A 20,066-nucleotide genomic window follows, 5' to 3' on the forward strand; every position below is an offset into this window, starting at 1 on the left:
AACGGAGATTTGTTTTGAGGGAACAGCATTGTTGTGTATAGTAATCTTGATGATACATTAGAAGATGCCTTTATCTAAGGATGAAATGATAATGAAAGTTAAAGTAATTATGCTGGGTATTACCGGCTTGATATTGTCCGGCTGCTTTTTCGCTAATGATGAAATCAAGTTGGACGATATTGGGAATTTCAAAATTATTGTCAATAAAGCTAAGGGTAATAGACAGGCGCACTTAACAGGCTTGTTGAGTAACAGCGCAATGGGCATTTCAGATATAAAAACAACTTCCCACAAGGATGAGTTGAACATTACTTTATTTCAAAAATTGGCAGGTTCAGAATATTCAGGAAAGCTAGATAAAGAAATTGCTCTGGAACACAATATCAAGAAGATTACTTATGGTTCTAAACACGAGATTATTTGGCAGGAGTAAATGGGCTTCTATGTCAGTATATCTATTGCCTTTTGAAATACTATTTAGCCGTTTTAAATTACTAAACACAACAAAAGGTCGTCTGAAAAATTTTCAGACGACCTTTTAGGCTAATTTTTCCGGATAGTCTGTCCAAGGCAGTACAACCACATTTCAATCTTTTCCTGCACAGAAAAAGGAATATAGCAGCTGTATCATCTCGTTAACTCGGGGATCGGCAATGTAATATTGCCGCTCTCGGTGGTTTACTTCAAAAGACACCAACCTGGCCTCGCGCAACAGGGCTAATTGGCTGGACATCGCCGCTTGAGGCAGGCCGGATGATTCAGCCAGTTCGGTTACATTGTGCGGTCTTTCGTGCAGCTTACATAGTACGGCGAGGCGATGGGGGTTTGCCAGAAGTTTAAGAAAGGCAGCGGCTTCTTCGTAGGGCGGTTGATTATCGGCAGTGGTCATGGTTTGCCCTTTTCGGCAAATGTGAAGGTCCCATTATCAGTCATAACTGCCGCAGCGGCAACTTTCAGACGACCTCTGTTCAGCGGTTCCATGGCATTTTAGCCAGCAGTCGTGCCATGCCGCAGAATCCGGTTAAACCGGCTGTCAACAGACCTGCGCCGACTACTGCGTCTATCAGATAAAACCAAGGCGATACCAGCGAACCTGCCAACACGCCAAACAGAACCAAGCCGCCTGCGATGGTTTGCACCTGCCGCATGATGTCCGGTGCGGCGTGTTCGGCGATTATGGGGAGACCTGCGGCTTTCCATGCCTGCAAACCGCCTTCAAGAATGTAGCACTCGCGTCCCCGACCAAGTTCCGCTAATGCTGCTTCTGCCTGCGCCGTGCGTTTGCCACCCAAGCAATAAAAAATCAGACAGGGGGCAGCATTTTCGACAGTTTATCGCGATGCCGCTCCGGTGGTAGGGATAATGCGCAACCAATATGTCCGCCCCGATATTCTGCTTGGCTGCGAATGTCCACTGCCAACGCACCTTCACAGATTTTTGCTGCCGCTTCCGCAGGAGTAATTCGTGGAAGTTGTCCTTCTTTACTCATATTTTGCCTTCTTTATTTTTTGCTGATGTGGCAGGTATTGATGCCCAATAAGCTGTACAACGCGCAGTTGCCTATCAAGGCGGTAGCCAGCGGAATGATGCCCAACCAACCCCACCAGCCGATTTGACCTGTCGCAGCGGCGGCGATTAAGGCTACTCCAATGACGATGCGGAGAGTGCGATCCAAAGTACCTAAGTTCCGTTTCATTTAATTGCTCCTTGTTTGAGAGTGATTCATATAAAAATAAAGATATATAATAAAAATAATATATAATAAATATTATATTTTTGAGATGATTTTGTCAAACGGTTTGCAACCATGCGGTTCAGCAGGAAGGGATAAGCTTATTTTTTAAACGGGTATGTGCAAGCTAAGTTATGTCTGATTTGCGACACGCAGCAAAAAGGTCGTCTGAAAACCGGTAAAACCGATTTTCAGACGACCTTTTATGCAATTCTGTTTTAGAACGGAATATCGTCGTCGATGTCTTCAACTGGAGCAGCCGGTGCGGTGGGAGCTTGGCGGCGGGGGGCTGTGGGAGGCTCTTGGTTTTGCGGGGCAGCTTGGTATTGTTGCTGCGGTGCTTGTTGGTAGCCGCCTTGGCTGTAACCGCCGTCGTCGTAAGGCGCGCCGCCGCTGTTGTCGTTGCGGCCGCCGAGCATTTTCATTTCGTTGGCGATAATGTCGTATGCGGTACGTTCGATGCCGTCTTTGCCTTGATATTTACGGCTTTGAATGCGGCCTTCCAGATATACTTGACTGCCTTTTTTCAGGTATTGTCCGGCGATTTCGGCGAGGCGGCGGTACATGGTGATGTTGTGCCATTCGGTACGCTCTACGCGCTGGCCGTTGCGGTCGTTCCAGGTTTCGCTGGTGGCGACGCTGAAATTGCAGACGGCTTCGCCATTAGGCATATAGCGGACTTCGGGGTCGCGACCGAGACGGCCGATAAGGATGACTTTGTTCAATGACATTTTTTAAACTCCTGTGATGATGTTTTCGGCGGCCTCTTGGTCAAATCCTTTTTGCAACGCCTTGATGTAAATGGTTTGTTTGTCTGCGCTGAAGGCGATGCTTTCGACGCCTTCGACTTGGGATAATGCTTGGTAGAGCGAATCGTGTTTTTCCTGCCATGCGGGGCTGACCGGATAGCTGAGGTTTTTAACGGGTTTGGGCGCGGGCGCGAGTATGGCGATGACCAGCCATAGCAGCATCAACACGCTGCAAAAGGTGAAAACACCTGCAAAGCCGTATTGTTGAAACAGCCATCCGCCACTTGCCCCGCCCACAAACAGCCCGACGGACTGCATGGTATTGTAAACGCCCATCGCCGTACCTTTCAAATCGGATGGCGCAATCTTAGACACCATGGACGGCAGGCTGGCTTCCAATACGTTGAAGCCGATAAAGTAAACAATCAGATAGGCGGTAATCAGCCAAATCGAGTGCATGCCGAACAATAAGCCGATTTGCGCCGCGGCAATGCAGGCGATGCCGAGGATGAAGACTTGTTTGAGCTTGTTGCGGGTTTCGCCGATGATGATGAGGGGAATCATAATCACCAGCCCTGCGATGGTCGAGGGCAGATAGACTTTCCAATGCTGGATTTTTTCCAAACCGAGCTGCGTCATGGCAAAAGGCAGGGCGGTGAACAACGCCATTTGTGCGGCGTGCAGCGCGAAAATACCGAAATCGAGATTGAGAAGCTGGCGGTCGCGGAGCACTTCGCCCATGCGCGAGGGCTGCGCCTGTGTGTCTTCGTGCAGCTTGGATACTTCGGGATCGGGGGTCATCCAAGCGACAACGCCTATGCTGATGACGGTCAGGATACCGGTCAGCATAAATAATCCGGGAACGCCGATAATGTCGGCAATCATCGGGGCGACCACAAGGCTGACGGAAAAGGTCAAGCCGATGCTTAAGCCTATCATCGCCATTGCGCGGGTACGCACGCCGTCTCGGGTCAAGTCGGCAAGCAGCGCGGTAACTGCCGCACTGACTGCGCCTGCCCCTTGTATGGCGCGCGCGGCAACCAGCATGGGCAATGAGTTGGCGGCAGCGGCGAGAAAACTGCCGGCGGCAAAGACAATCAGTCCGACATAAATGGTTTTTTTGCGTCCGAATTTATCGGAGGCGATGCCCAAAGGCAGTTGCAGCAAAGCCTGCGTCAGTCCGTAAATGCCCATTGCCAGACCGACCAAAGTTTTGTTGTTTTCCGCGCCGGGCAATGAGGCGGCATATAAGGACAAAACGGGGAGAACCAAGAACATCCCCAACATACGCAATGCGTAAACGCCGGAGAGGGTGGTGCTGGCACGCCATTCGTGCGGGAACATTTGGATGCGGTTGTCTTTTGCCATAAACGGTTTTTCAGACGACCCCGTAGGATTCAAAGGTCGTCTGAAATTTTGAAATTGATAGATGTGCGGATTATACAGGATTCAAAAGGGTTTGCATTTGAACAGACCGCAGCCGTCTATAAACCGCGACTCAACCCCACTGCCAACGGTTGCGCCACGCGCCTAAGACGGCGTTGGGGTATTTGTTGCTGCCCAAGCTGCCGTTGAAGCGCGCCAAAGCGCGGACGATGTTGCCTTTTTCAATATTGTTGTAGTGGCGCAGGATGGTGCAGCCGTAGCGCAGGTTGGTGCGGATGTCGAACAGGTTGTGCGAAGGTTTGCCGATATAGTTTTTCCAAAACGGCATGACCTGCATCAGCCCGCGCGCGCCGACGCCGCTGATGGCGTATTGGCGGAATGCGCTCTCGACTTCGATCAAACCCAAAATCACTTGGGTATTCAACCCCGCGCGGCTGCTTTCGTATTGGATGTTGACCAGCAGGCGGCGGCGTTCGGCGGCATCGGGAACGTAGCGGGCAAGGCGGGAGGACATCGCCGCCAGCCAGCGTTCGCCTTCGTTTGGATCGGCGAACACGAGGCGCGGCGGATTGACATTGTTGATAGAGCTGCGCATGACCGAAGCGACATCGTCGGCAAGCGTTTCTTCACGTTGCGCGCCGGCGAGCGCAGCGGCAGGGCTGAGCAGCAATGCGCCGCCTGCCAGTAAAAAGCGGCGGCGGGACGGGGATTCGGGTGTGAGGATCAGGTTTTCCGTTTTCATGTGTAGTGTCATTCGTTTGGTCGGTTTAAAGGTCGTCTGAAAAACCTATTTTCGTTTTCAGACGACCTTTTGACGTTTGCAAAACGGATATTATAAGAATATCTCCGTGCAGAATCAAAGGCAGTGTGCATCATTTATAAATATAAATGGATTGACTTGAAGCAGAATTGCGGCGGTTTAAAGTTGATTTGCGATATTGTCAATCAACGGCGGGACAGAGTAACATTAGACCTTCGTTTATCCACCGGTATCTCTTCATGACCACTACGCCCACCAACGTCCTGGCATCCGTCGATTTAGGTTCCAACAGCTTCCGCCTCCAAGTTTGCGAAAACAACAACGGACAACTAAAAGTCATTGATTCCTTCAAACAAATGGTGCGCTTTGCCGCCGGTTTGGATGAACATAAAAACCTCAGCGAAGAATCCCAAGAACGCGCCTTGGACTGTTTGGCAAAATTTGGCGAACGGCTACGTGGGTTCAAACCCGAACAAGTGCGCGTCGTGGCGACCAACACCTTCCGCGTAGCAAAAAATATCACCCAATTCCTGCCCAAAGCAGAAGCCGCACTGGGTTTCCCCATCGAAATCATCGCCGGTCGCGAAGAAGCCCGTCTTATTTACACCGGCGTCGTCCACACACTTCCGCCCAACGGCGACAAAATGCTCGTCATCGACATCGGCGGCGGCTCAACCGAATTTGTTATCGGTTCCGACCTGCACCCGCTCGCTACCGAAAGCCTGTCTTTAGGCTGCGTCACTTACAGCCTGCGTTTCTTCCAAAACAAAATCACCGCCAAAGATTTCCAAGCCGCAATCTCCGCCGCACGCAACGAAATCCAGCGCATCAGCAAAATGATGAAGCGCACAGGCTGGGATTTCGCCATCGGCACATCCGGCTCCGCCAAATCCATCCGCGACCTCATCGCCGCCGAGCTGCCACAAGAAGCCGACATCACCTACAAAGGCATGCGCTACCTCGCCGACCGCATCATTGAAGCCGGTTCCGTCAAAAAAGCCAAATTCGAAAGCCTCAAGCCCGAGCGTGTGGAAGTGTTCGCCGGTGGACTGGCCGTCATGATGGCAGCGTTTGAAGAACTCGAACTCACCAAAATGACCGTTACCGAAGCCGCCTTGCGCGACGGCGTGTTCTACGACCTGATTGGACGCGGTTTGAACGAAGACATGCGCGATCAGACGACCGCCGAGTTCCAAAACCGCTATCACGTCAGCCTCAACCAAGCCAAACGCGTCGCCGAAACCGCGCAAGCCTTTATGGACAGCCTGTGCCACGCCAAAAACGTAACCGTCCAAGACCTTGCCCAATGGCAACAATACCTCGGCTGGGCAGGCAGACTGCACGAAATCGGACTCGACATCGCCCATACCGGCTACCACAAACACTCCGCCTATATCCTCGAAAACGCCGATATGCCCGGCTTCTCCCGCAAAGAGCAAACCATACTCGCACAACTGGTCATCGGACACCGCGGCGACATGAAAAAAATGGCGGATATTGTCGGCAGCAGCGAAATGCTTTGGTACGCCGTCCTTTCCCTGCGCCTTGCCGCACTCTTCTGCCGCGCCCGCCTACCTTTGGATCTGCCGCCGCAAACCCAACTGCGCGCCGACGAAACCGGAAAAGGCTTCATCCTGCGCATCAGCCAAAACTGGCTCGAACAACACCCCCTAATCGCCGCCGCGCTCGACTACGAAAGCGCGCAATGGCAAAAAATCGATATGCCTTTCAACGTGCAGCCTCAATAGGGTTGAAAATGGTAAAAAGGTCGTCTGAAAATCATTTTCAGACGACCTGAATTTTATTGAGGCAAGACAAGATTGTCTAACGTCAGACCCGCATCGCGCAAGCTTTGTACGTATTGCTCAAACACGGTTTGATAATCGTGCGGTATTTGCGGACAGGTATAGGAAAATTCATCTGTTTTACGTTGGTAGTCCCAGTCTTGGCGGAGGTTTTTGATATAGGGGGGGCGTGTATCGTAATGGCAGAAAATATCACGCAGATTGCTCGAAAACAGGCGGCGTATGTTTCCCAGCGGGATGCGGTCGCGGCGGCATTCGGCGGCGAGTATTTCTAATATTTGTTCAATCAGATTGGTGTCGCCTTGAATGTGTTGAACGAGATAACTCAAGTCATATAAGTCCTTAAAGCGCGGACGGACGAGGGTTTGATGCAGCTTCCATGCGATTTGCGGGGCGAGCGGTACGGAATAGGGTAGTGTGAACTGGTCTATCGCGGTATTGAATGTGGTGTAGTAGTCGGGCTCGATGGGCAAATCCAGATTGAACGATACATCAACACTTAATTCTACGCGTTGGCCGTTGATGGTGCAGGTCAAATCGGTATTGGTGGTGGGGAAATCGTCCTACATGGCGTAATCCACGTTGCGCCAAAAGGGATTTTGGGAGAATGGTGTGAAGGTCACGCTATCATAGGCATAAGTGGTGGTTACGGCTTGCGCCCATTTGTTCAGACTGTTTTCGGCTGAACGGTAGTCTTCTTTATGCGGCAACATCACATAATCCAAGTCGGCAGGCAGACGCATTTGAAGGTTGGGAAAATATTGGCGCGTAACGTGGCTGCCTTTGAGCATAAAGGGGAAATCCAAGCTGGCGGCGCGACGGATAAATGCTTCTTGGGCGATAAGTTCCAGCAGTCGGGTTTCGGAAAGGTCGGGATACTGAAGGGCGTAGAGTTCGATGGGATTCATGATATTTTGGGGGTAAGTTATAAATTAAGACAAAGGCTTAGACATGCTGTTCGTCGAAGATTGGGGATTCAGACGACCCGAAGAGTTCTTTTAATGCGTCCATCCTTTATCTAAATCCAAATTGCCATCATACACACAATATTCAAATTGCTGTTTGATCAGTGAGACCGAATCGGGCAGACCGTGCAACAACTTTTCTACACGCTGGACAAACTCCGTGTAATCACCCGAATGGCGTACGGTAATAAACCGTTGGTCAGGCGTGTGGCGTAAAGTATTGCGCGACAGGTGGGCATGGTTGCGGGTGCAGTAAACATTCAGGGCAGGTAATTCTTCAGCCTCATGGCGCACCTTGCCGTGCCATTCGAAATAACAGGGTTTTTCGTTTGGATAGGTCGTCTGAAAACGGGCGGCACAATCGGCAGGAATTTCAATTTTTTCACGCACGATGGTAAAGCCTTGCGCGGCGAAGCGGTTGGCAAGCATATGCACATACTGCCGGACAGCATGATAATCGTCCGCCTGTATCACGGCAGAAAACATCGGCTGTTGAGGATACGCGCCTTCGGGCAGTTCGATTAGCACGGCTTTGCCTCCCAAGTCGGCACAGGTCGTCTGAAAACGGGGAAGGGCGGAGGAAGGTTGCGGCGTGGCAGTAAGGTGGAGTTCGTAATACATGGTTTCAGACGACCTTAATGTTCTAGGTTGTTTCGTTTATTTGTTTCGGTAGGTCGGATTGCAGGAAATCGGACATTTCGCGATAAAACGCCATAACAGTCTGCATTTTTTGCCGGTCCGGTTCGCTTGTTTGAGGTCGAATGTTTATTTCATCTATCAATTCGCGCAACGGGCGGCGTTTGGTGGGATTGGCTTCGTCCAATATAAAATACAGAATTCCCCCGTCTTGTATCAACCTGCGGCGGGCATCCATTATATGACTGTTAAAAAATAAATTTTGAATCAGATTGGTGCGTTGTTCATCATTTTGTGGAGGTTTAGCGGTCTCAGGAAGCAACACGGTTTTGTTGCATACGCAGGACTGAGACTGATTGAGCGCAAAAACGGGCAGGTAAAACATCATTAACATTGCCTTCAGAATATCGCAGAAATGCCCTTCAGCCTCGTCATCACCCTGTTGCAGGCAAGCGGGCAGTTGGGAGGTTTGAAGGGTAAAGTCCCATTCGCTGCAGCCAGCCGGCAAACCCAGTCCTAAATCCAAATAAAAATGACCGTCCAGTTCGATAAAATGCCACGGCGTGTGGTTGGCGCGTACGCGCGGCAGATGCAGATAGGGATTGCGGCAAATCCGTAGGTACAGGCGGATCAGATGGGCAATACTGCCGCGATAGGCATGACTGAGCGGAGACACGCGTTTGATGCGTGTCGTCTTTTCTTTTTGAAGGGAAAAGCGGCGGTATTGTTTGGGTTTCATCAAAATAATTTGGTCGTTTATCGTAGTTGTATGTGTTCGAACCAGATTTACGGCTGTTTCAGATAATTGTCAAACAGTCTCGAAGGCATCTTTGGAGGTATGGAAAACATGGGCGGCAAGCGTAGAGCGGATATTTACGCCAGTTAGAGTGTATCTTCGCCCTCGCTTTCTACGCAACGAATGATCCAGTCTTCAAATCGCCGCCATTCGGCTTCTTCGGCATAGGTGGCGGGGTTAGCGGCATCGTGGATAAAAATATCGAAGTTAGGTTCGGCACGGGAAAGGTCGAAGCCGAACCAATCTCCCATACTGTGATGTGCGCCGACGATAAAGATTTCGCCTATGTCGGGTTGTTCGTCAGGCAGTAGGTCGTCAAGTTCTTCGCGCAATAATTGTTGGTAATAGAGATTTTGTTCTTGCAGTTGGGCGAGGTTGTAGATTTCTATTTTGGGTGTTTGCGATGCCGTTTGATCTATCACGCTGGTGTACCACGAATAGAAAAAATTCCCCGTGCCGCATTGCTGTAAAAATAAATAATAGCTTTCAGGCAGCCTGTTTTGCGTATATTCGCGTATCGCCTGCAATTTATCGGCTGAAAGGGGATGTACATTGAAATTTAGATGGTTAGCTTGAGATGCTTGGTTGTTTGTCAGCCAGTATTGCAGTTTTTGCAGGGCTTGCAGATAGGTCATGATGGGAGGGTTCTTTTTAAAATGGACTTTGTTGGGTATTGAACCAACAGGAAGAAATAAGTTTTCGAGCCATTATATTTGTTGCTTGGAATGAAACAAAGGTCGTCTGAAAACAGAATCACGGTTTTCAGACGACCTTTTTATTATGTGCCACTTGAGCAAAATGTAGGTTGGGTTGCAAACCCAACATTTTGTGAAATTTAACAGTTTTGTTGGGTCTTGACCCAACCTACGCTTGCTTGCTTGTTTATTATATACATTTATTAAATATGATAGTCTAATTGTTGATTATTGAATTGTTCTAATTTAAGTTGTAATTTTTTTGCATTTTCGTATGGGATTGCTTGGATCCGTATCAATACACTGAAAATCAAAATGACTACTCCTGAAATAAATGAAAGAAATCCACGTAAACTATATTGCCAAGATACAAAATTCAACAAAAATATTATCGATGCAGCGAATATGAATAATATAAAAGCAATTACATAATATATTAGCGCATCTATTACCCAATCAACAAATGAAGTCTTAATAGAAAGTTTCCCTTCTTTGAATTTTATATATCTCCTACTCTTTATAATTTGATTAAAAGTAAACTCTCCATTTAAAAAGGAATGAAACTCAATTAATCTTTCTATAAAAATAACTTCTGCATTAAATTTAAATACACGAACAAAATATTCTCTAATTAATTCATCTTCTAGGAAATTTTTTATTTCTAGTTTTTGTATTTTATTAATAATTTCCTCTAAAAGTCTTCGGCGAAAATTCTGTTTATTAGACCAGTATTCTAAAAAATCTTTAAACTTAAAGATAACAGATAATACTATTAGAAGTAATACCATTATCACTGCTGTTTTATAGTTTCCTTCTTGAATATATTTAAAAATTGTCTCTAAAAGTTTTGTATCCATTTTTATCACCTAAATTTGAAATATTACTCTGCTCCAAACAACAAGTTCTCCTTAATCCCCCGAATCCTATCCCTTAACACAGCCGCTTCTTCAAACTGCAAATCCCTGGCCGCCTGCTGCATGGCTTTTTCCAGTTTGGCGATTTCTTTAATCGCGTCTTCTTCGTTGTGAATCTCGCCGACTTTAACTTTGTTTTTGCCTTTCAGACGACCTTTGCCGCCGTCTTCTTCGTGGTACACGCCGTCGATGATGTCTTTGACCTGTTTTTTAATCTGCTGTGGCACGATGCCGTGTTCTTCATTGAATTTAATTTGTTTTTCGCGGCGGCGTTCGGTTTCGTCGATGGCGGCTTTCATGGAGTCGGTGATTTTGTCAGCGTACAGGATGGCGACGCCGTTCACGTTACGCGCGGCGCGGCCTATGGTTTGAATCAGGCTGCGGTGGGAGCGCAGGAAGCCTTCTTTGTCGGCGTCGAGGATGGCGACGAGGGAGACTTCGGGGATGTCGAGGCCTTCGCGCAAGAGGTTGATGCCGACGAGTACGTCAAACAGGCCGAGCCGCAAATCTCTAATGATTTCAACGCGCTCGACGGTGTCGATGTCGCTGTGCAGGTAGCGCACTTTGATGCCGAGTTCGCTGTAATAGTCGGTGAGTTGCTCCGCCATGCGTTTGGTGAGGGTGGTAACGAGTACGCGTTCGCCTTTTTGGATGCGGTCGTTGATTTCGCTCATTAAGTCATCGACTTGGGTGGCGACGGGGCGGATGATGATTTGGGGATCAACCAGTCCTGTGGGGCGGACGACTTGTTCGACCACTTGTCCGGCGTGTTCTTCTTCGTATTTGGCGGGAGTGGCGGAAACGAAGACGGTTTGCGGCATGACTTTTTCAAATTCGTGGAATTTGAGCGGGCGGTTGTCGCGGGCGGAGGGTAGGCGGAAGCCGTAATCGACGAGGTTTTGCTTGCGCGATGCGTCGCCTTTGTACATGCCGCCGATTTGGGTAACGGTAACGTGGCTTTCGTCGATGAACATGATGGCGTTGTCGGGCAGGTAGTCCATCAGCGTGGGCGGCGGTTCGCCTTCTTTTTTGCCGGAGAAGTGGCGGGAGTAGTTTTCAATGCCTTTGCAGAAGCCCATTTCGTAGAGCATTTCGAGGTCGAAACGGGTGCGCTGTTCGATGCGTTGTTGCTCGACGGGGCGTTGTTCGCGGGCGAAAAATTCGATGCGTTCGCGCAGTTCTTCTTTGATGGACTCGCAGGCGCGCAATACGGTGTCGCGCGGGGTAACGTAGTGGCTGGACGGGAAGACGGTGTAGCGGCCGACGCGTTGGATAAGGCTGCCTGAAAGCGGGTCGAACATATCGAGGCGGTCGATTTCGTCGTCAAACAGGCTGATGCGTAAGGCGTTTTCGGAGCTTTCGGCGGGGTACACGTCAATCACGTCGCCGCGCACGCGGAAGCTGCCGCGTTTGAAGTCCAAATCGCCGCGTTCGTACTGCATGGAAACGAGCGTGGCGATGATGTCGCGCTGCTCGATGGTGTCGCCTTCTTTGACGGACAACACCATTTGTTGATACTCGGTCGGGTCGCCGATACCGTAAATGGCGGACACGGTGGCGACGATAATTACGTCGTCGCGCGTCATCAGGTTTTTGGTAGCGGAAAGGCGCATCTGCTCGATGTGTTCGTTGATTGCGCTGTCTTTTTCGATGAACAAATCGCGGCTGGGCACATAGGCTTCGGGTTGGTAATAGTCGTAGTAGGAGACGAAATATTCCACCGCGTTTTCGGGGAAAAACTCGCGCATTTCGGCGTAGAGCTGGGCGGCAAGGGTTTTGTTGTGCGCCATGATGATGGCGGGGCGGCCGCTTTGGGCGATGACGTTCGCCATGGTGTAGGTTTTGCCCGAACCGGTTACGCCGAGCAGGGTTTGATAGGCCAGGCCGTCTGAAAGCCCTTCGAGCAGGCCGGCAATGGCGGTGGGCTGGTCGCCTGCGGGAGGAAAGGGTTGGTGGAGTTTGAAGGGGGAATTTGGGTATTGGATGACTTCCATATTGCCGCCTGTACCTGTTTTCTAGTTCGGGGAAAAGGGAAATTATAGCAAAAAGGTCGTCTGAAAATTTTCAGACGACCTATCTATTTCTTGATGGCAGTTAAGTTGGCACAAAGCTAATGCCAACCCGATTTCCACTACGCTATAATATCGGATTCCCATTTCAGCCTAAGAGCAACTGCCATGAACGATTATCCTGATACGTCGTCTGAAGACCGCGAAGTCAGCGCGTTGTCGCTGCCGCCGCATTCTATGGAGGCGGAGCAATCCGTTCTGGGCGGTCTTTTGCTTGAAAATTCGGCTTGGGACAGAATCGCTGATGTGGTCACCGGTGAAGACTTCTACCGACACGAACACCGCCTGATTTTCCGCGCCATTGCAAACTTGATTAACGAGAGTCGTCCTGCCGACGTGATTACCGTTCAGGAAAGTTTGGAGCTCAATGAGGAACTAGAGGCGGCGGGTGGATTCAATTATCTGATTACCTTGGCGCAAAACACGCCGTCCGCTGCAAATATCCGCCGCTACGCCGAAATCGTGCGTGAGCGTTCCATCATGCGCCAGCTTGCTGAAGTAGGAACTGAAATTGCCCGTAGTGCCTACAATCCGCAGGGCAGGGATGCCGGGCAGCTGTTGGATGAAGCGGAAAACAAAGTGTTCCAAATTGCGGAAAGTACAGCTAAATCCAAACAGGGCTTTCTCGAAATGCCTGCGCTTTTGAAGGAAGTGGTCGAGCGCATCGACATGCTCTATTCCCGCGATAATCCGGATGAAGTTACCGGCGTGTCGACTGGATTTATCGATCTGGATAAAAAAACCTCGGGTCTCCAGCCTGGCGATTTGATTATCGTGGCGGGTCGTCCGTCTATGGGCAAAACCGCCTTTTCGATCAACATTGCCGAACACGTTGCCGTAGAGGGCAAGTTGCCTGTCGCCGTATTTTCGATGGAGATGGGCGGTGCGCAACTGGTGATGCGTATGCTGGGTTCGGTGGGTAGGCTTGATCAGAGCGTTTTGAAAACAGGCAGATTGGAAGATGAACATTGGGGTCGTCTGAATGAGGCTGTGGTCAAGCTTTCCGATGCGCCTATGTATATCGACGAAACACCGGGCTTGACCGCACTTGAACTGCGCGCCCGCGCCCGCCGCCTTGCACGCCAGTTCAACGGAAAATTGGGCTTAATCGTAATTGACTACCTGCAATTAATGGCAGGATCAGGACGTTCGGACAACCGCGCCTCAGAACTCGGCGAAATTTCGCGCTCCCTCAAAGCCTTGGCGAAGGAGCTGCAAGTTCCCGTCATTGCCTTGTCGCAGTTGAGCCGTACCGTAGAGCAACGTACCGACAAGCGTCCAATGATGTCCGACTTGCGGGAATCCGGTGCCATCGAGCAGGATGCTGACCTGATTATGTTTATGTACCGTGATGAATACTATAACCAAGAATCGCCCATGAAAGGACTCGCGGAATGTATTATCGGTAAACACCGTAACGGTCCTGTCGGGAAAGTATTCCTCACTTGGATGGGACAATTTACCAAATTCGACAATGCAGCCTACATACCCGAATCCGCATTGATGGAAGATTGAGACAAATCAGCCTAAAAAACAAGCAAATTTCATATTTTATTAGGCAATTCATCCCAATATCGTTTAGAATGAGCCAAACCGCATAATTACCGGCGATAAAAACATTCTAAGCCGGATGACAAAACACATTACTTAACTCTAGACGTTTTTACTACTCATGTACGCACAACAAAAAGGTTTTACCTTAATCGAATTGTTGGTCGTGATTGCTATTACCGCCATCATGGCCACTATCGCCCTTCCTAATATGAGCGAATGGATTGCCTCCCGCCGCGCTGCCAGTCAGGCAGAGCAGGTGGCAAATCTCTTGCGTTTCGCACGAGCCGAAGCAGTTCGCCTCAATCTCCCTGTCTATGTCTGTCCCGTGCAAATCAGAAAAAACGGGGTTCCAGACAATAAATGTGATACCAAATACAATCAAAGTGGCATCTTGGCCTATGCTGATAAGAGTGGTGATGTTAACTACAATGATGATAGGGCGGATATTTTCCTGCGCACTATCGTCTTGAACGCTAAGGATGCGAATAAAGTCACCTACCAATTTGATCATGTCAAATTCGGAGGCAAAGACTCTGATTCACAGCCTGTTTTTTGGGCATTTCAACCGAATGGTACTTTTGGCTATTCCGTCAAGAAACCCAGTAAAAAAACTGATTTTACCTACTCAGATGGTTATATCAAGATTAGTATGACTGATAAAGCTGCAACGACCGAAGAAACTAGAAAATCTCGTGCTAGTATCGTTCTTATTGACAGTAGTGGTCGTGTTGAAATCTGCGCCAAATCAGATTCACGCCCTCTCTGCCAATATTCTGAACCTCAAAATTCTGAATCACAAAACTAAAAAACGCTATCCTATGAAATACATGACATTACATACAAAAGGTCGTCTGAAAACGAACGGATCGAGTTTCGTCAAAACGAGATCGGTAAGTTCCTCTAAGCCATATCAATCAGGCATGACTTTAATTGAAGTTTTGGTCGCCATGTTTGTCCTCGCAATCGGCGTGCTCGCTTTGCTTGCCATTCAATTGCGTACCGTTTCCAGCGTGCGCGAAGCAGAAGGACAGACTATCGTATCGCAACTTACTCAAAATTTGGTGGAAGGGATGTTGATTAATCCGAGGCTTGTAGAATGCCCAACCCCTAAACAAGGAGCAACCAATAGCAGGAATGGTAGAGGGTGGTGTAAGAATTATAAGGATTATTACACCACATACGGTGATTCCTCTACTGAACCATTGAAAAAAGGGCCGTTGAAAGAGAGTATGAAAAAAGAAGAGTTGGCTAAAGCACAGCTTGGTAAATTTCATGACGAACTGAAAGCAGCTCTTCCTGACTCTGCGTTCTACTATTCAGTATGTCAAGATAGTTTGAATAAGGAGCCTACTTATGACGGTGCTTTTCACGAAAATTGCGATAAAAAAGCAGGTGCTGATACCGTTATCAAAGTATTATGGCTTAAAGATTTGGAAGGCGGTAAAGCAGCAAGTGATGTCAAAACATATGAAGATTCCATCATTTACACCTACCAAGTACGCGTAAGGGAAAAATAATGAATAATAAAAACCGCTCACACATTCCGGTCAAAACAGGTATGCAAGGCTTCAGCCTGATCGAATTCCTTGTGGCAAGCGCATTGAGCATGATAGTCCTGTTGGCAGTCAGCTCCAGCTATTTCACTGCACGCAGCTTGAATACTGCTGCCACAGCGCGTTTAAATGTTCAGCAGGATTTGCGTAACGCATCTAACCAGATCGTACGTGACGCCCGTATGGCTGGAAACTTCGGCTGTTTCAATATGTCGGCCTATGATGCCCAAGCCGTTATCGCTGACTCAGGCTCCAAAGACTTTCTCAAGCTTAAAGGTAGTGGAAAAATAAAAATGCTTCCTGCCGTCAGACAAATAGATTTTTCAGGTGTGGCTGACTTTAAACCGAGTAGTAAGGCGCTGATTTTCCAATACGGCATAGATACCGCATCACCAGACGCGGCAACAGTAGTGGCCAGCAGCTGCACAAACATTACCAAACCAGGAGAAGAAATTACTGATAGTAAAGCGGCTTTAAAGACAGATAGCTCCCAAGCGGGCAATATCTCCATCATGAAACATGAGGTGAATGCCTATGTTGTGGGTACGGCAGGTGGGCAAAAAGGTCTTTACCGTTTCCAATTGACAGACAAAGGTGAGTGGAGTAATCCGCAGTTGCTGATTAAGGGAATTGAAAGTATGAGTATTCATTACTTTTATACCGAAGGCTGTCCTGAAACATTTGAGGAAAGTGAAGCAGCATCTGCGTCTGCACCTACCCCAACTCCAGCCGGAAATGCTCAGAAGCAGGAGGACGATAAGGCAAAAGATGAAACGTTTAAATATACTTCGACACTGTCTAGTGATGAAGCCCCAGCCTCTATCGAACTCTTGTTGAACAGCGGCAGTATTAATGCTGGCGGAAGCAATGATGAAAACAAAGTTCAACTCTATCAAATCAATGCAACTGTACGCGGAGGAAACAAATGCGCAGACCGATTACTCTAAACCATCCTGCTAAAGCCTCTGCACAAAAAGGCTTTGCATTATTCATCGTCCTGATGATCATGATCGTCATCGCCCTGCTTGTCGTTACAGCAACTCAATCCTACAACACTGAGCAGCGAATCAGTACTAACGATGCCGACCACAAGTTTGCTACGACGCTTGCGGAAGCGGCATTGCGTCAAGGTGAAAACGATATTTATTCTATTGAAGAAGGCACTCAAATTTTTAATGATCAATGTTCCAAGGGGCTTTGTAGAGCTAAACAACTTAGTGTTAAAGAATACACTACCCCAACTGGTATTATTGATGTTAAAGGCGAGGCTGATCTGAGTAAAGTTGAAGAAGCTTGGAAAAGAAAGCATGCAGAATGTCTTGATTCATATTCTAAGAAAGAAACAGAATGTATTAATGTTAATGGTAGAGAGTATCCGCTTGATAAAAATAGCGGAGCTAAAAAACCTCCCCGCTACATCATCGAATACCTAAGCACCAATTCTACCGACAACCGTACCATTTATCGCGTCACTGCTAAAGCATGGGGAAAAAACGAAAATACGGTAGTCATGCTGCAATCCTATGTGGCTAATGAATAAATAGATAAAATCATGAATACGTCTATCACTAAATTTCAAGGGTTTACGCTGGTTGAGATGTTGATTGTCGTTGCTATCATCGGCATCCTCAGTACCATCGCTTACCCTTCCTATATCCATTACATTGAACGCGGCTATCAATCTCAGGCGCATGCTGAATTGGTTATCATCAATAATTCCTTGAAAACCAAACTGGTTAAAAACCCTGCCCTTAAAATGAAAGATGAAATTGAAGGAGATACAGGGTTTTTTAAAAAATATCATGCTACATCTGAAGTTGCGGCTAAATACGACTTCAGCGGTGAAATGAAAAATAAGGACGCTAAAAACAGCAGGGCTTATTATCTTTTCGCCACCCCGAAAAGTGGGACGAATTACAAACTTTCCGTCTGGATGGACAGTTTGGGCAATGCCTACAGATGTACCGATGCTGAATCAGCCAAAGCCAAGTTAACCACTAAAAACGGTAATACAGGTTGCGAACCGGTTTCAAATAAAAAGTAGAGAAAAATAGTTGATACTTTCCTGAGACTTTGTTTGATTATTCAAGAAATCATTACTCAGAAGGTCGTCTGAAATGATGTTTTAGGCTTTAGAATGGATTAAACCACACCTTAGTAGATTCGCTAAGGTGCAGTTTTTATAGGCGCAATGTACTTTACTCTGAAACTTAGGTTTTCAGACGACCTTTTAAATTGATTGGTAAATATAGTTTCAAGCAACTGCTTAAATCAATTTTCTTCCATGTCAATTTAGGATTTGAAACTTGAGTTTGAGGGAGAGCTTCTGATTCGACGAAAGATCTTGTAGATGTCAACAACACGGGTCTTAGAAACCAAAACGTCGTCTGAAACCTGTAATTGAGTTTTCAGACGACGTTTTATATTGAATCAGCTTAGAGAGAACGGACAATTTGTTAACAATAGCGTTTGGTCTTGAATCTGTTATTTGGGGCAGATTCGTTTTAAATGGTCAGTTCTTTTATGCAGGTCTTTAGCCGATGATATTGGATGCGTTCAACCATACTGCTTGGTCGCTATCGAATTTGGCAAATACAGTATTACTGCTTGCACCTGCCGCACGATAAGCAAGAGTTTGCTGCGCTGAATCAAAAACGAGATAAGAGCGGTCGGCATCGTAATAAGAAGGGTTGCTGACGAACATTTCTGACCAGCTCAACTTCGCATTGTTGCCACTCAATAATGAACGCATAGCAGACAGGTCGAGTTTGTCCATATAAGGGTTGAAGTCTGTCAAACGATCTGTGCTGCCGTCACGGATATCTGATGCAGTAAAGGCGACGGTGTCTCTGCCTGCACCTGTGACGATGGTGTCGCTACCTAAGCCACCTGCAAGATAGTCATCACCGTCTCCACCATTGAGGTAGTCATATCCATTGCCGCCTGACAGTGTGTCATCGCCGCTCATGCCGTATAGAGTGTCGTTGCCGTCTTCGCCACTCAAGCGATTATGTCCGCTGTTGCCGGTCAGGGTATTGTTGCCATAATTGCCAATACCGAAGATGTTGTTGCTGCCTGTCAAAGTCAGGTTTTCAACGTTGGTTGGGGCGGTGTAGGAAACGCTGCTGTAAATGGTATCGGTCCCTTCAAACCATCCTTCAGTAACGGTATCGTTCACATTGTCTACATAGTAAATGTCATCCCCATATCCACCGCTCATGCTGTCTGCACCGCTACCACCGTCTAAAGTGTCGTTGCCGTATCCGCCATCGAGCAGGTCGTTTCCTTCGCCGCCTTGTAGAACGTCATTTCCACTACCTCCGTAAAGATAGTCGCGATCATCGCCGCCCATCAGCAGATCGTTACCGTCCATGCCGTAGAGCGTGTCATTTCCGCGCCCACCGCTTAAGCGGTTGTTACCGCTGTTGCCTGTCAGGGTATTATTTGAGTTATTGCCGAAACCGTAGTTGTTGTCGTAGCCTGTCAGCGTCAGGTTTTCAACGTTGGTTGGGGCGGTGTAGGAAACGCTGCTGTAAATGGTATCGGTACCTTCTCCCCACCATTCGGTAACTGTATCGTTCACATTGTCTACATAGTAAATGTCATCCCCATATCCGCCGCTCATGCTGTCTGCACCGCTGCCACCGTCTAAAGTGTCGTTGCCGTATCCGCCATCGAGCAGGTCGTTTCCTTCGCCGCCTTGTAGAACGTCATTTCCGCTACCTCCGTAAAGATAGTCGCGATCATCGCCGCCCATCAGCAGATCGTTACCGTCCATGCCGTGGAGCGTGTCACTTCCACGCCCACCGCTTAAGCGGTTGTTACCGTTGTTGCCTATTAGGGTGTTATTTGAGTTGTTACCGAAACCGTAGTGGTTACCGTAGCCTGTCAGTGTCAGGTTTTCGACGTGTGTAGGTAAGGTAAAGTCCGTATCAGCATAAACCGTATCGTTGCCTTCATATCCATATTCAACGATAGTGTCACCTGCGTTTTTACTGTGATAAATATCGTTGCCTAAGCCGCCGTAGAATACAGTATGTCCGAGACTGCCATATAAAACGTCATCACGGGTCGTGCCTTTAATGACGACGGATTCATTGTTTGCTACGTTATAGTATAAAGGGTGCAATGTATTGGCCATAATGGCTCTCCTTGTGAACAAGTTGCTAGGAAAAAATAGATATAAATATCTATTTGACATTTATAGGTTTTTTCTTGTATGTTTGATGCTGATTGTATCGAGAAATAAAATAATGCAAAAGATATAATAATTTATATTATTGTTTTTTATATTAATTTAAAATATGAAATAATATTGAATAGTATTTTAATGTCGAGAGGGTGAAAAAACGAAAAGGTCGCCTGAAAACTGATTTTCAGACGACCTTTTGTTGCTATCTGTAACGAATCATGCTTTATGTGTCGTTTCCCAGTAAAGGCAGATTCGTTTTA

At 47.8% G+C, this 20,066-nt stretch carries 20 protein-coding genes and 2 pseudogenes; 8 read left to right on the plus strand and 14 right to left on the minus strand.

Annotated elements, in window-relative coordinates; genetic code table 11:
• The first annotated feature begins 91 nt into the window (after positions 1–91).
• Complete coding sequence (locus DBZ16_RS00145) at positions 92–433, plus strand: hypothetical protein (protein ID WP_107813073.1); 342 nt, start codon at positions 92–94, stop codon at positions 431–433.
• 153 nt (positions 434–586) lie between these two features.
• Here the strand turns inward: DBZ16_RS00145 and DBZ16_RS00150 are convergent, their stop codons facing one another.
• From DBZ16_RS00150 to DBZ16_RS00175, 6 genes and pseudogenes are all read right to left on the minus strand, one after another.
• Positions 587–889: an ArsR/SmtB family transcription factor gene (locus DBZ16_RS00150; protein ID WP_107812496.1), complete on the minus strand. Its 303-nt coding sequence runs from the start codon at positions 887–889 to the stop codon at positions 587–589.
• A 79-nt stretch (positions 890–968) separates the two neighbouring features.
• Positions 969–1,489: pseudogene (locus tag DBZ16_RS16650) on the minus strand (rhodanese-like domain-containing protein).
• Positions 1,490–1,501: 12 nt separating this feature from the next.
• On the minus strand, positions 1,502–1,696 hold the full coding sequence (locus DBZ16_RS00160; RefSeq protein ID WP_019271712.1) for a YgaP family membrane protein: 195 nt from the start codon (positions 1,694–1,696) through the stop codon (positions 1,502–1,504).
• A gap of 254 nt (positions 1,697–1,950) precedes the next feature.
• Positions 1,951–2,463: a single-stranded DNA-binding protein gene (locus DBZ16_RS00165; RefSeq protein WP_107812497.1), complete on the minus strand. Its 513-nt coding sequence runs from the start codon at positions 2,461–2,463 to the stop codon at positions 1,951–1,953.
• A 3-nt stretch (positions 2,464–2,466) separates the two neighbouring features.
• Entirely contained in the window at positions 2,467–3,849 is a 1,383-nt protein-coding gene (locus DBZ16_RS00170; RefSeq protein ID WP_107812498.1) for an MFS transporter, read from the minus strand.
• Between the two features lie 130 nt (positions 3,850–3,979).
• Positions 3,980–4,609, minus strand: coding sequence for a lytic transglycosylase domain-containing protein (locus tag DBZ16_RS00175; RefSeq protein WP_003756649.1), 630 nt, complete (start codon positions 4,607–4,609; stop codon positions 3,980–3,982).
• Between the two features lie 257 nt (positions 4,610–4,866).
• Between DBZ16_RS00175 and ppx the strand changes: the two genes are divergently transcribed.
• Positions 4,867–6,375: an exopolyphosphatase gene (ppx, locus tag DBZ16_RS00180; RefSeq protein WP_107812499.1), complete on the plus strand. Its 1,509-nt coding sequence runs from the start codon at positions 4,867–4,869 to the stop codon at positions 6,373–6,375.
• Between the two features lie 53 nt (positions 6,376–6,428).
• Here ppx and DBZ16_RS16170 read toward each other — a convergent pair.
• The 7 genes and pseudogenes from DBZ16_RS16170 to uvrB form a co-directional block, all read right to left on the minus strand.
• Positions 6,429–6,971: pseudogene (locus DBZ16_RS16170) on the minus strand (nucleotidyl transferase AbiEii/AbiGii toxin family protein); the annotation flags it as partial.
• 24 nt (positions 6,972–6,995) lie between these two features.
• A complete protein-coding gene (locus DBZ16_RS16175) occupies positions 6,996–7,340 on the minus strand; it encodes a hypothetical protein (RefSeq protein WP_240600097.1) in 345 nt (114 codons plus the stop codon).
• A 90-nt stretch (positions 7,341–7,430) separates the two neighbouring features.
• Positions 7,431–8,018 (minus strand): hypothetical protein, encoded by a 588-nt coding sequence (locus DBZ16_RS00190; protein WP_107812500.1) that lies wholly within the window; start codon positions 8,016–8,018, stop codon positions 7,431–7,433.
• A 22-nt stretch (positions 8,019–8,040) separates the two neighbouring features.
• Positions 8,041–8,772: a hypothetical protein gene (locus tag DBZ16_RS00195; protein WP_107812501.1), complete on the minus strand. Its 732-nt coding sequence runs from the start codon at positions 8,770–8,772 to the stop codon at positions 8,041–8,043.
• Between the two features lie 143 nt (positions 8,773–8,915).
• Positions 8,916–9,464: an SMI1/KNR4 family protein gene (locus DBZ16_RS00200; protein WP_107812502.1), complete on the minus strand. Its 549-nt coding sequence runs from the start codon at positions 9,462–9,464 to the stop codon at positions 8,916–8,918.
• Positions 9,465–9,727: 263 nt separating this feature from the next.
• The gene (locus tag DBZ16_RS00205) at positions 9,728–10,381 is read right to left on the minus strand and encodes a hypothetical protein (RefSeq protein ID WP_107812503.1); all 654 of its coding nucleotides are present in this window, start codon (positions 10,379–10,381) and stop codon (positions 9,728–9,730) included.
• 23 nt (positions 10,382–10,404) lie between these two features.
• The gene (gene uvrB, locus DBZ16_RS00210) at positions 10,405–12,432 is read right to left on the minus strand and encodes an excinuclease ABC subunit UvrB (RefSeq protein WP_107812504.1); all 2,028 of its coding nucleotides are present in this window, start codon (positions 12,430–12,432) and stop codon (positions 10,405–10,407) included.
• 183 nt (positions 12,433–12,615) lie between these two features.
• Between uvrB and dnaB the strand changes: the two genes are divergently transcribed.
• The 6 genes from dnaB (at position 12,616) to DBZ16_RS00240 (ending at position 17,658) form a co-directional block, all read left to right on the plus strand.
• Positions 12,616–14,022: a replicative DNA helicase gene (dnaB, locus tag DBZ16_RS00215; protein ID WP_107812505.1), complete on the plus strand. Its 1,407-nt coding sequence runs from the start codon at positions 12,616–12,618 to the stop codon at positions 14,020–14,022.
• 157 nt (positions 14,023–14,179) lie between these two features.
• Positions 14,180–14,866: a pilus assembly FimT family protein gene (locus tag DBZ16_RS00220; protein ID WP_107812506.1), complete on the plus strand. Its 687-nt coding sequence runs from the start codon at positions 14,180–14,182 to the stop codon at positions 14,864–14,866.
• 13 nt (positions 14,867–14,879) lie between these two features.
• Positions 14,880–15,578, plus strand: coding sequence for a type IV pilus modification protein PilV (gene pilV, locus DBZ16_RS00225; RefSeq protein ID WP_107812507.1), 699 nt, complete (start codon positions 14,880–14,882; stop codon positions 15,576–15,578).
• Positions 15,578–16,561, plus strand: coding sequence for a PilW family protein (locus DBZ16_RS00230; protein WP_107812508.1), 984 nt, complete (start codon positions 15,578–15,580; stop codon positions 16,559–16,561). The genes pilV and DBZ16_RS00230 overlap by 1 nt, the downstream gene beginning before the upstream one ends.
• Positions 16,540–17,154 (plus strand): pilus assembly PilX family protein, encoded by a 615-nt coding sequence (locus tag DBZ16_RS00235; RefSeq protein ID WP_070495239.1) that lies wholly within the window; start codon positions 16,540–16,542, stop codon positions 17,152–17,154. Before DBZ16_RS00230 ends, DBZ16_RS00235 begins: the two co-directional genes overlap by 22 nt.
• A 12-nt stretch (positions 17,155–17,166) precedes the next feature.
• Positions 17,167–17,658 carry a PilX family type IV pilin gene (locus DBZ16_RS00240; protein ID WP_107812509.1) on the plus strand — a complete coding sequence of 164 codons (492 nt, stop codon included), beginning with the start codon at positions 17,167–17,169 and terminating at the stop codon, positions 17,656–17,658.
• Positions 17,659–18,147: 489 nt separating this feature from the next.
• On the opposite strand, the gene DBZ16_RS00245 is transcribed toward DBZ16_RS00240, so the two are convergent.
• Positions 18,148–19,755, minus strand: coding sequence for a calcium-binding protein (locus DBZ16_RS00245; RefSeq protein ID WP_107812510.1), 1,608 nt, complete (start codon positions 19,753–19,755; stop codon positions 18,148–18,150).
• Between the last annotated feature and the right edge of the window lie 311 nt (positions 19,756–20,066).

Origin of the sequence: Neisseria sicca (assembly GCF_003044565.1) — a bacterium.
In the GTDB taxonomy this organism is placed as follows: domain Bacteria; phylum Pseudomonadota; class Gammaproteobacteria; order Burkholderiales; family Neisseriaceae; genus Neisseria; species Neisseria sicca_A.

What these genes read in the sequence shown, in the direction of transcription:
- DBZ16_RS00175 (WP_003756649.1), bottom strand. Translation starts at nt 4,609, where the DNA reads ATGAAAACGGAAAACCTGATCCTCACACCCGAATCCCCGTCCCGCCGC.
- DBZ16_RS16175 (WP_240600097.1), bottom strand. Translation starts at nt 7,340, where the DNA reads ATGAATCCCATCGAACTCTACGCCCTTCAGTATCCCGACCTTTCCGAA.
- uvrB (WP_107812504.1), bottom strand. Translation starts at nt 12,432, where the DNA reads ATGGAAGTCATCCAATACCCAAATTCCCCCTTCAAACTCCACCAACCC.
- DBZ16_RS00245 (WP_107812510.1), bottom strand. Translation starts at nt 19,755, where the DNA reads ATGGCCAATACATTGCACCCTTTATACTATAACGTAGCAAACAATGAA.
- ppx (WP_107812499.1), top strand. Translation starts at nt 4,867, where the DNA reads ATGACCACTACGCCCACCAACGTCCTGGCATCCGTCGATTTAGGTTCC.
- DBZ16_RS00195 (WP_107812501.1), bottom strand. Translation starts at nt 8,772, where the DNA reads ATGAAACCCAAACAATACCGCCGCTTTTCCCTTCAAAAAGAAAAGACG.
- DBZ16_RS00240 (WP_107812509.1), top strand. Translation starts at nt 17,167, where the DNA reads ATGAATACGTCTATCACTAAATTTCAAGGGTTTACGCTGGTTGAGATG.
- DBZ16_RS00190 (WP_107812500.1), bottom strand. Translation starts at nt 8,018, where the DNA reads ATGTATTACGAACTCCACCTTACTGCCACGCCGCAACCTTCCTCCGCC.
- DBZ16_RS00170 (WP_107812498.1), bottom strand. Translation starts at nt 3,849, where the DNA reads ATGGCAAAAGACAACCGCATCCAAATGTTCCCGCACGAATGGCGTGCC.
- dnaB (WP_107812505.1), top strand. Translation starts at nt 12,616, where the DNA reads ATGAACGATTATCCTGATACGTCGTCTGAAGACCGCGAAGTCAGCGCG.
- DBZ16_RS00230 (WP_107812508.1), top strand. Translation starts at nt 15,578, where the DNA reads ATGAATAATAAAAACCGCTCACACATTCCGGTCAAAACAGGTATGCAA.
- DBZ16_RS00150 (WP_107812496.1), bottom strand. Translation starts at nt 889, where the DNA reads ATGACCACTGCCGATAATCAACCGCCCTACGAAGAAGCCGCTGCCTTT.
- DBZ16_RS00200 (WP_107812502.1), bottom strand. Translation starts at nt 9,464, where the DNA reads ATGACCTATCTGCAAGCCCTGCAAAAACTGCAATACTGGCTGACAAAC.
- DBZ16_RS00235 (WP_070495239.1), top strand. Translation starts at nt 16,540, where the DNA reads ATGCGCAGACCGATTACTCTAAACCATCCTGCTAAAGCCTCTGCACAA.
- DBZ16_RS00160 (WP_019271712.1), bottom strand. Translation starts at nt 1,696, where the DNA reads ATGAAACGGAACTTAGGTACTTTGGATCGCACTCTCCGCATCGTCATT.
- DBZ16_RS00165 (WP_107812497.1), bottom strand. Translation starts at nt 2,463, where the DNA reads ATGTCATTGAACAAAGTCATCCTTATCGGCCGTCTCGGTCGCGACCCC.
- DBZ16_RS00145 (WP_107813073.1), top strand. Translation starts at nt 92, where the DNA reads ATGAAAGTTAAAGTAATTATGCTGGGTATTACCGGCTTGATATTGTCC.
- DBZ16_RS00205 (WP_107812503.1), bottom strand. Translation starts at nt 10,381, where the DNA reads ATGGATACAAAACTTTTAGAGACAATTTTTAAATATATTCAAGAAGGA.
- pilV (WP_107812507.1), top strand. Translation starts at nt 14,880, where the DNA reads ATGAAATACATGACATTACATACAAAAGGTCGTCTGAAAACGAACGGA.
- DBZ16_RS00220 (WP_107812506.1), top strand. Translation starts at nt 14,180, where the DNA reads ATGTACGCACAACAAAAAGGTTTTACCTTAATCGAATTGTTGGTCGTG.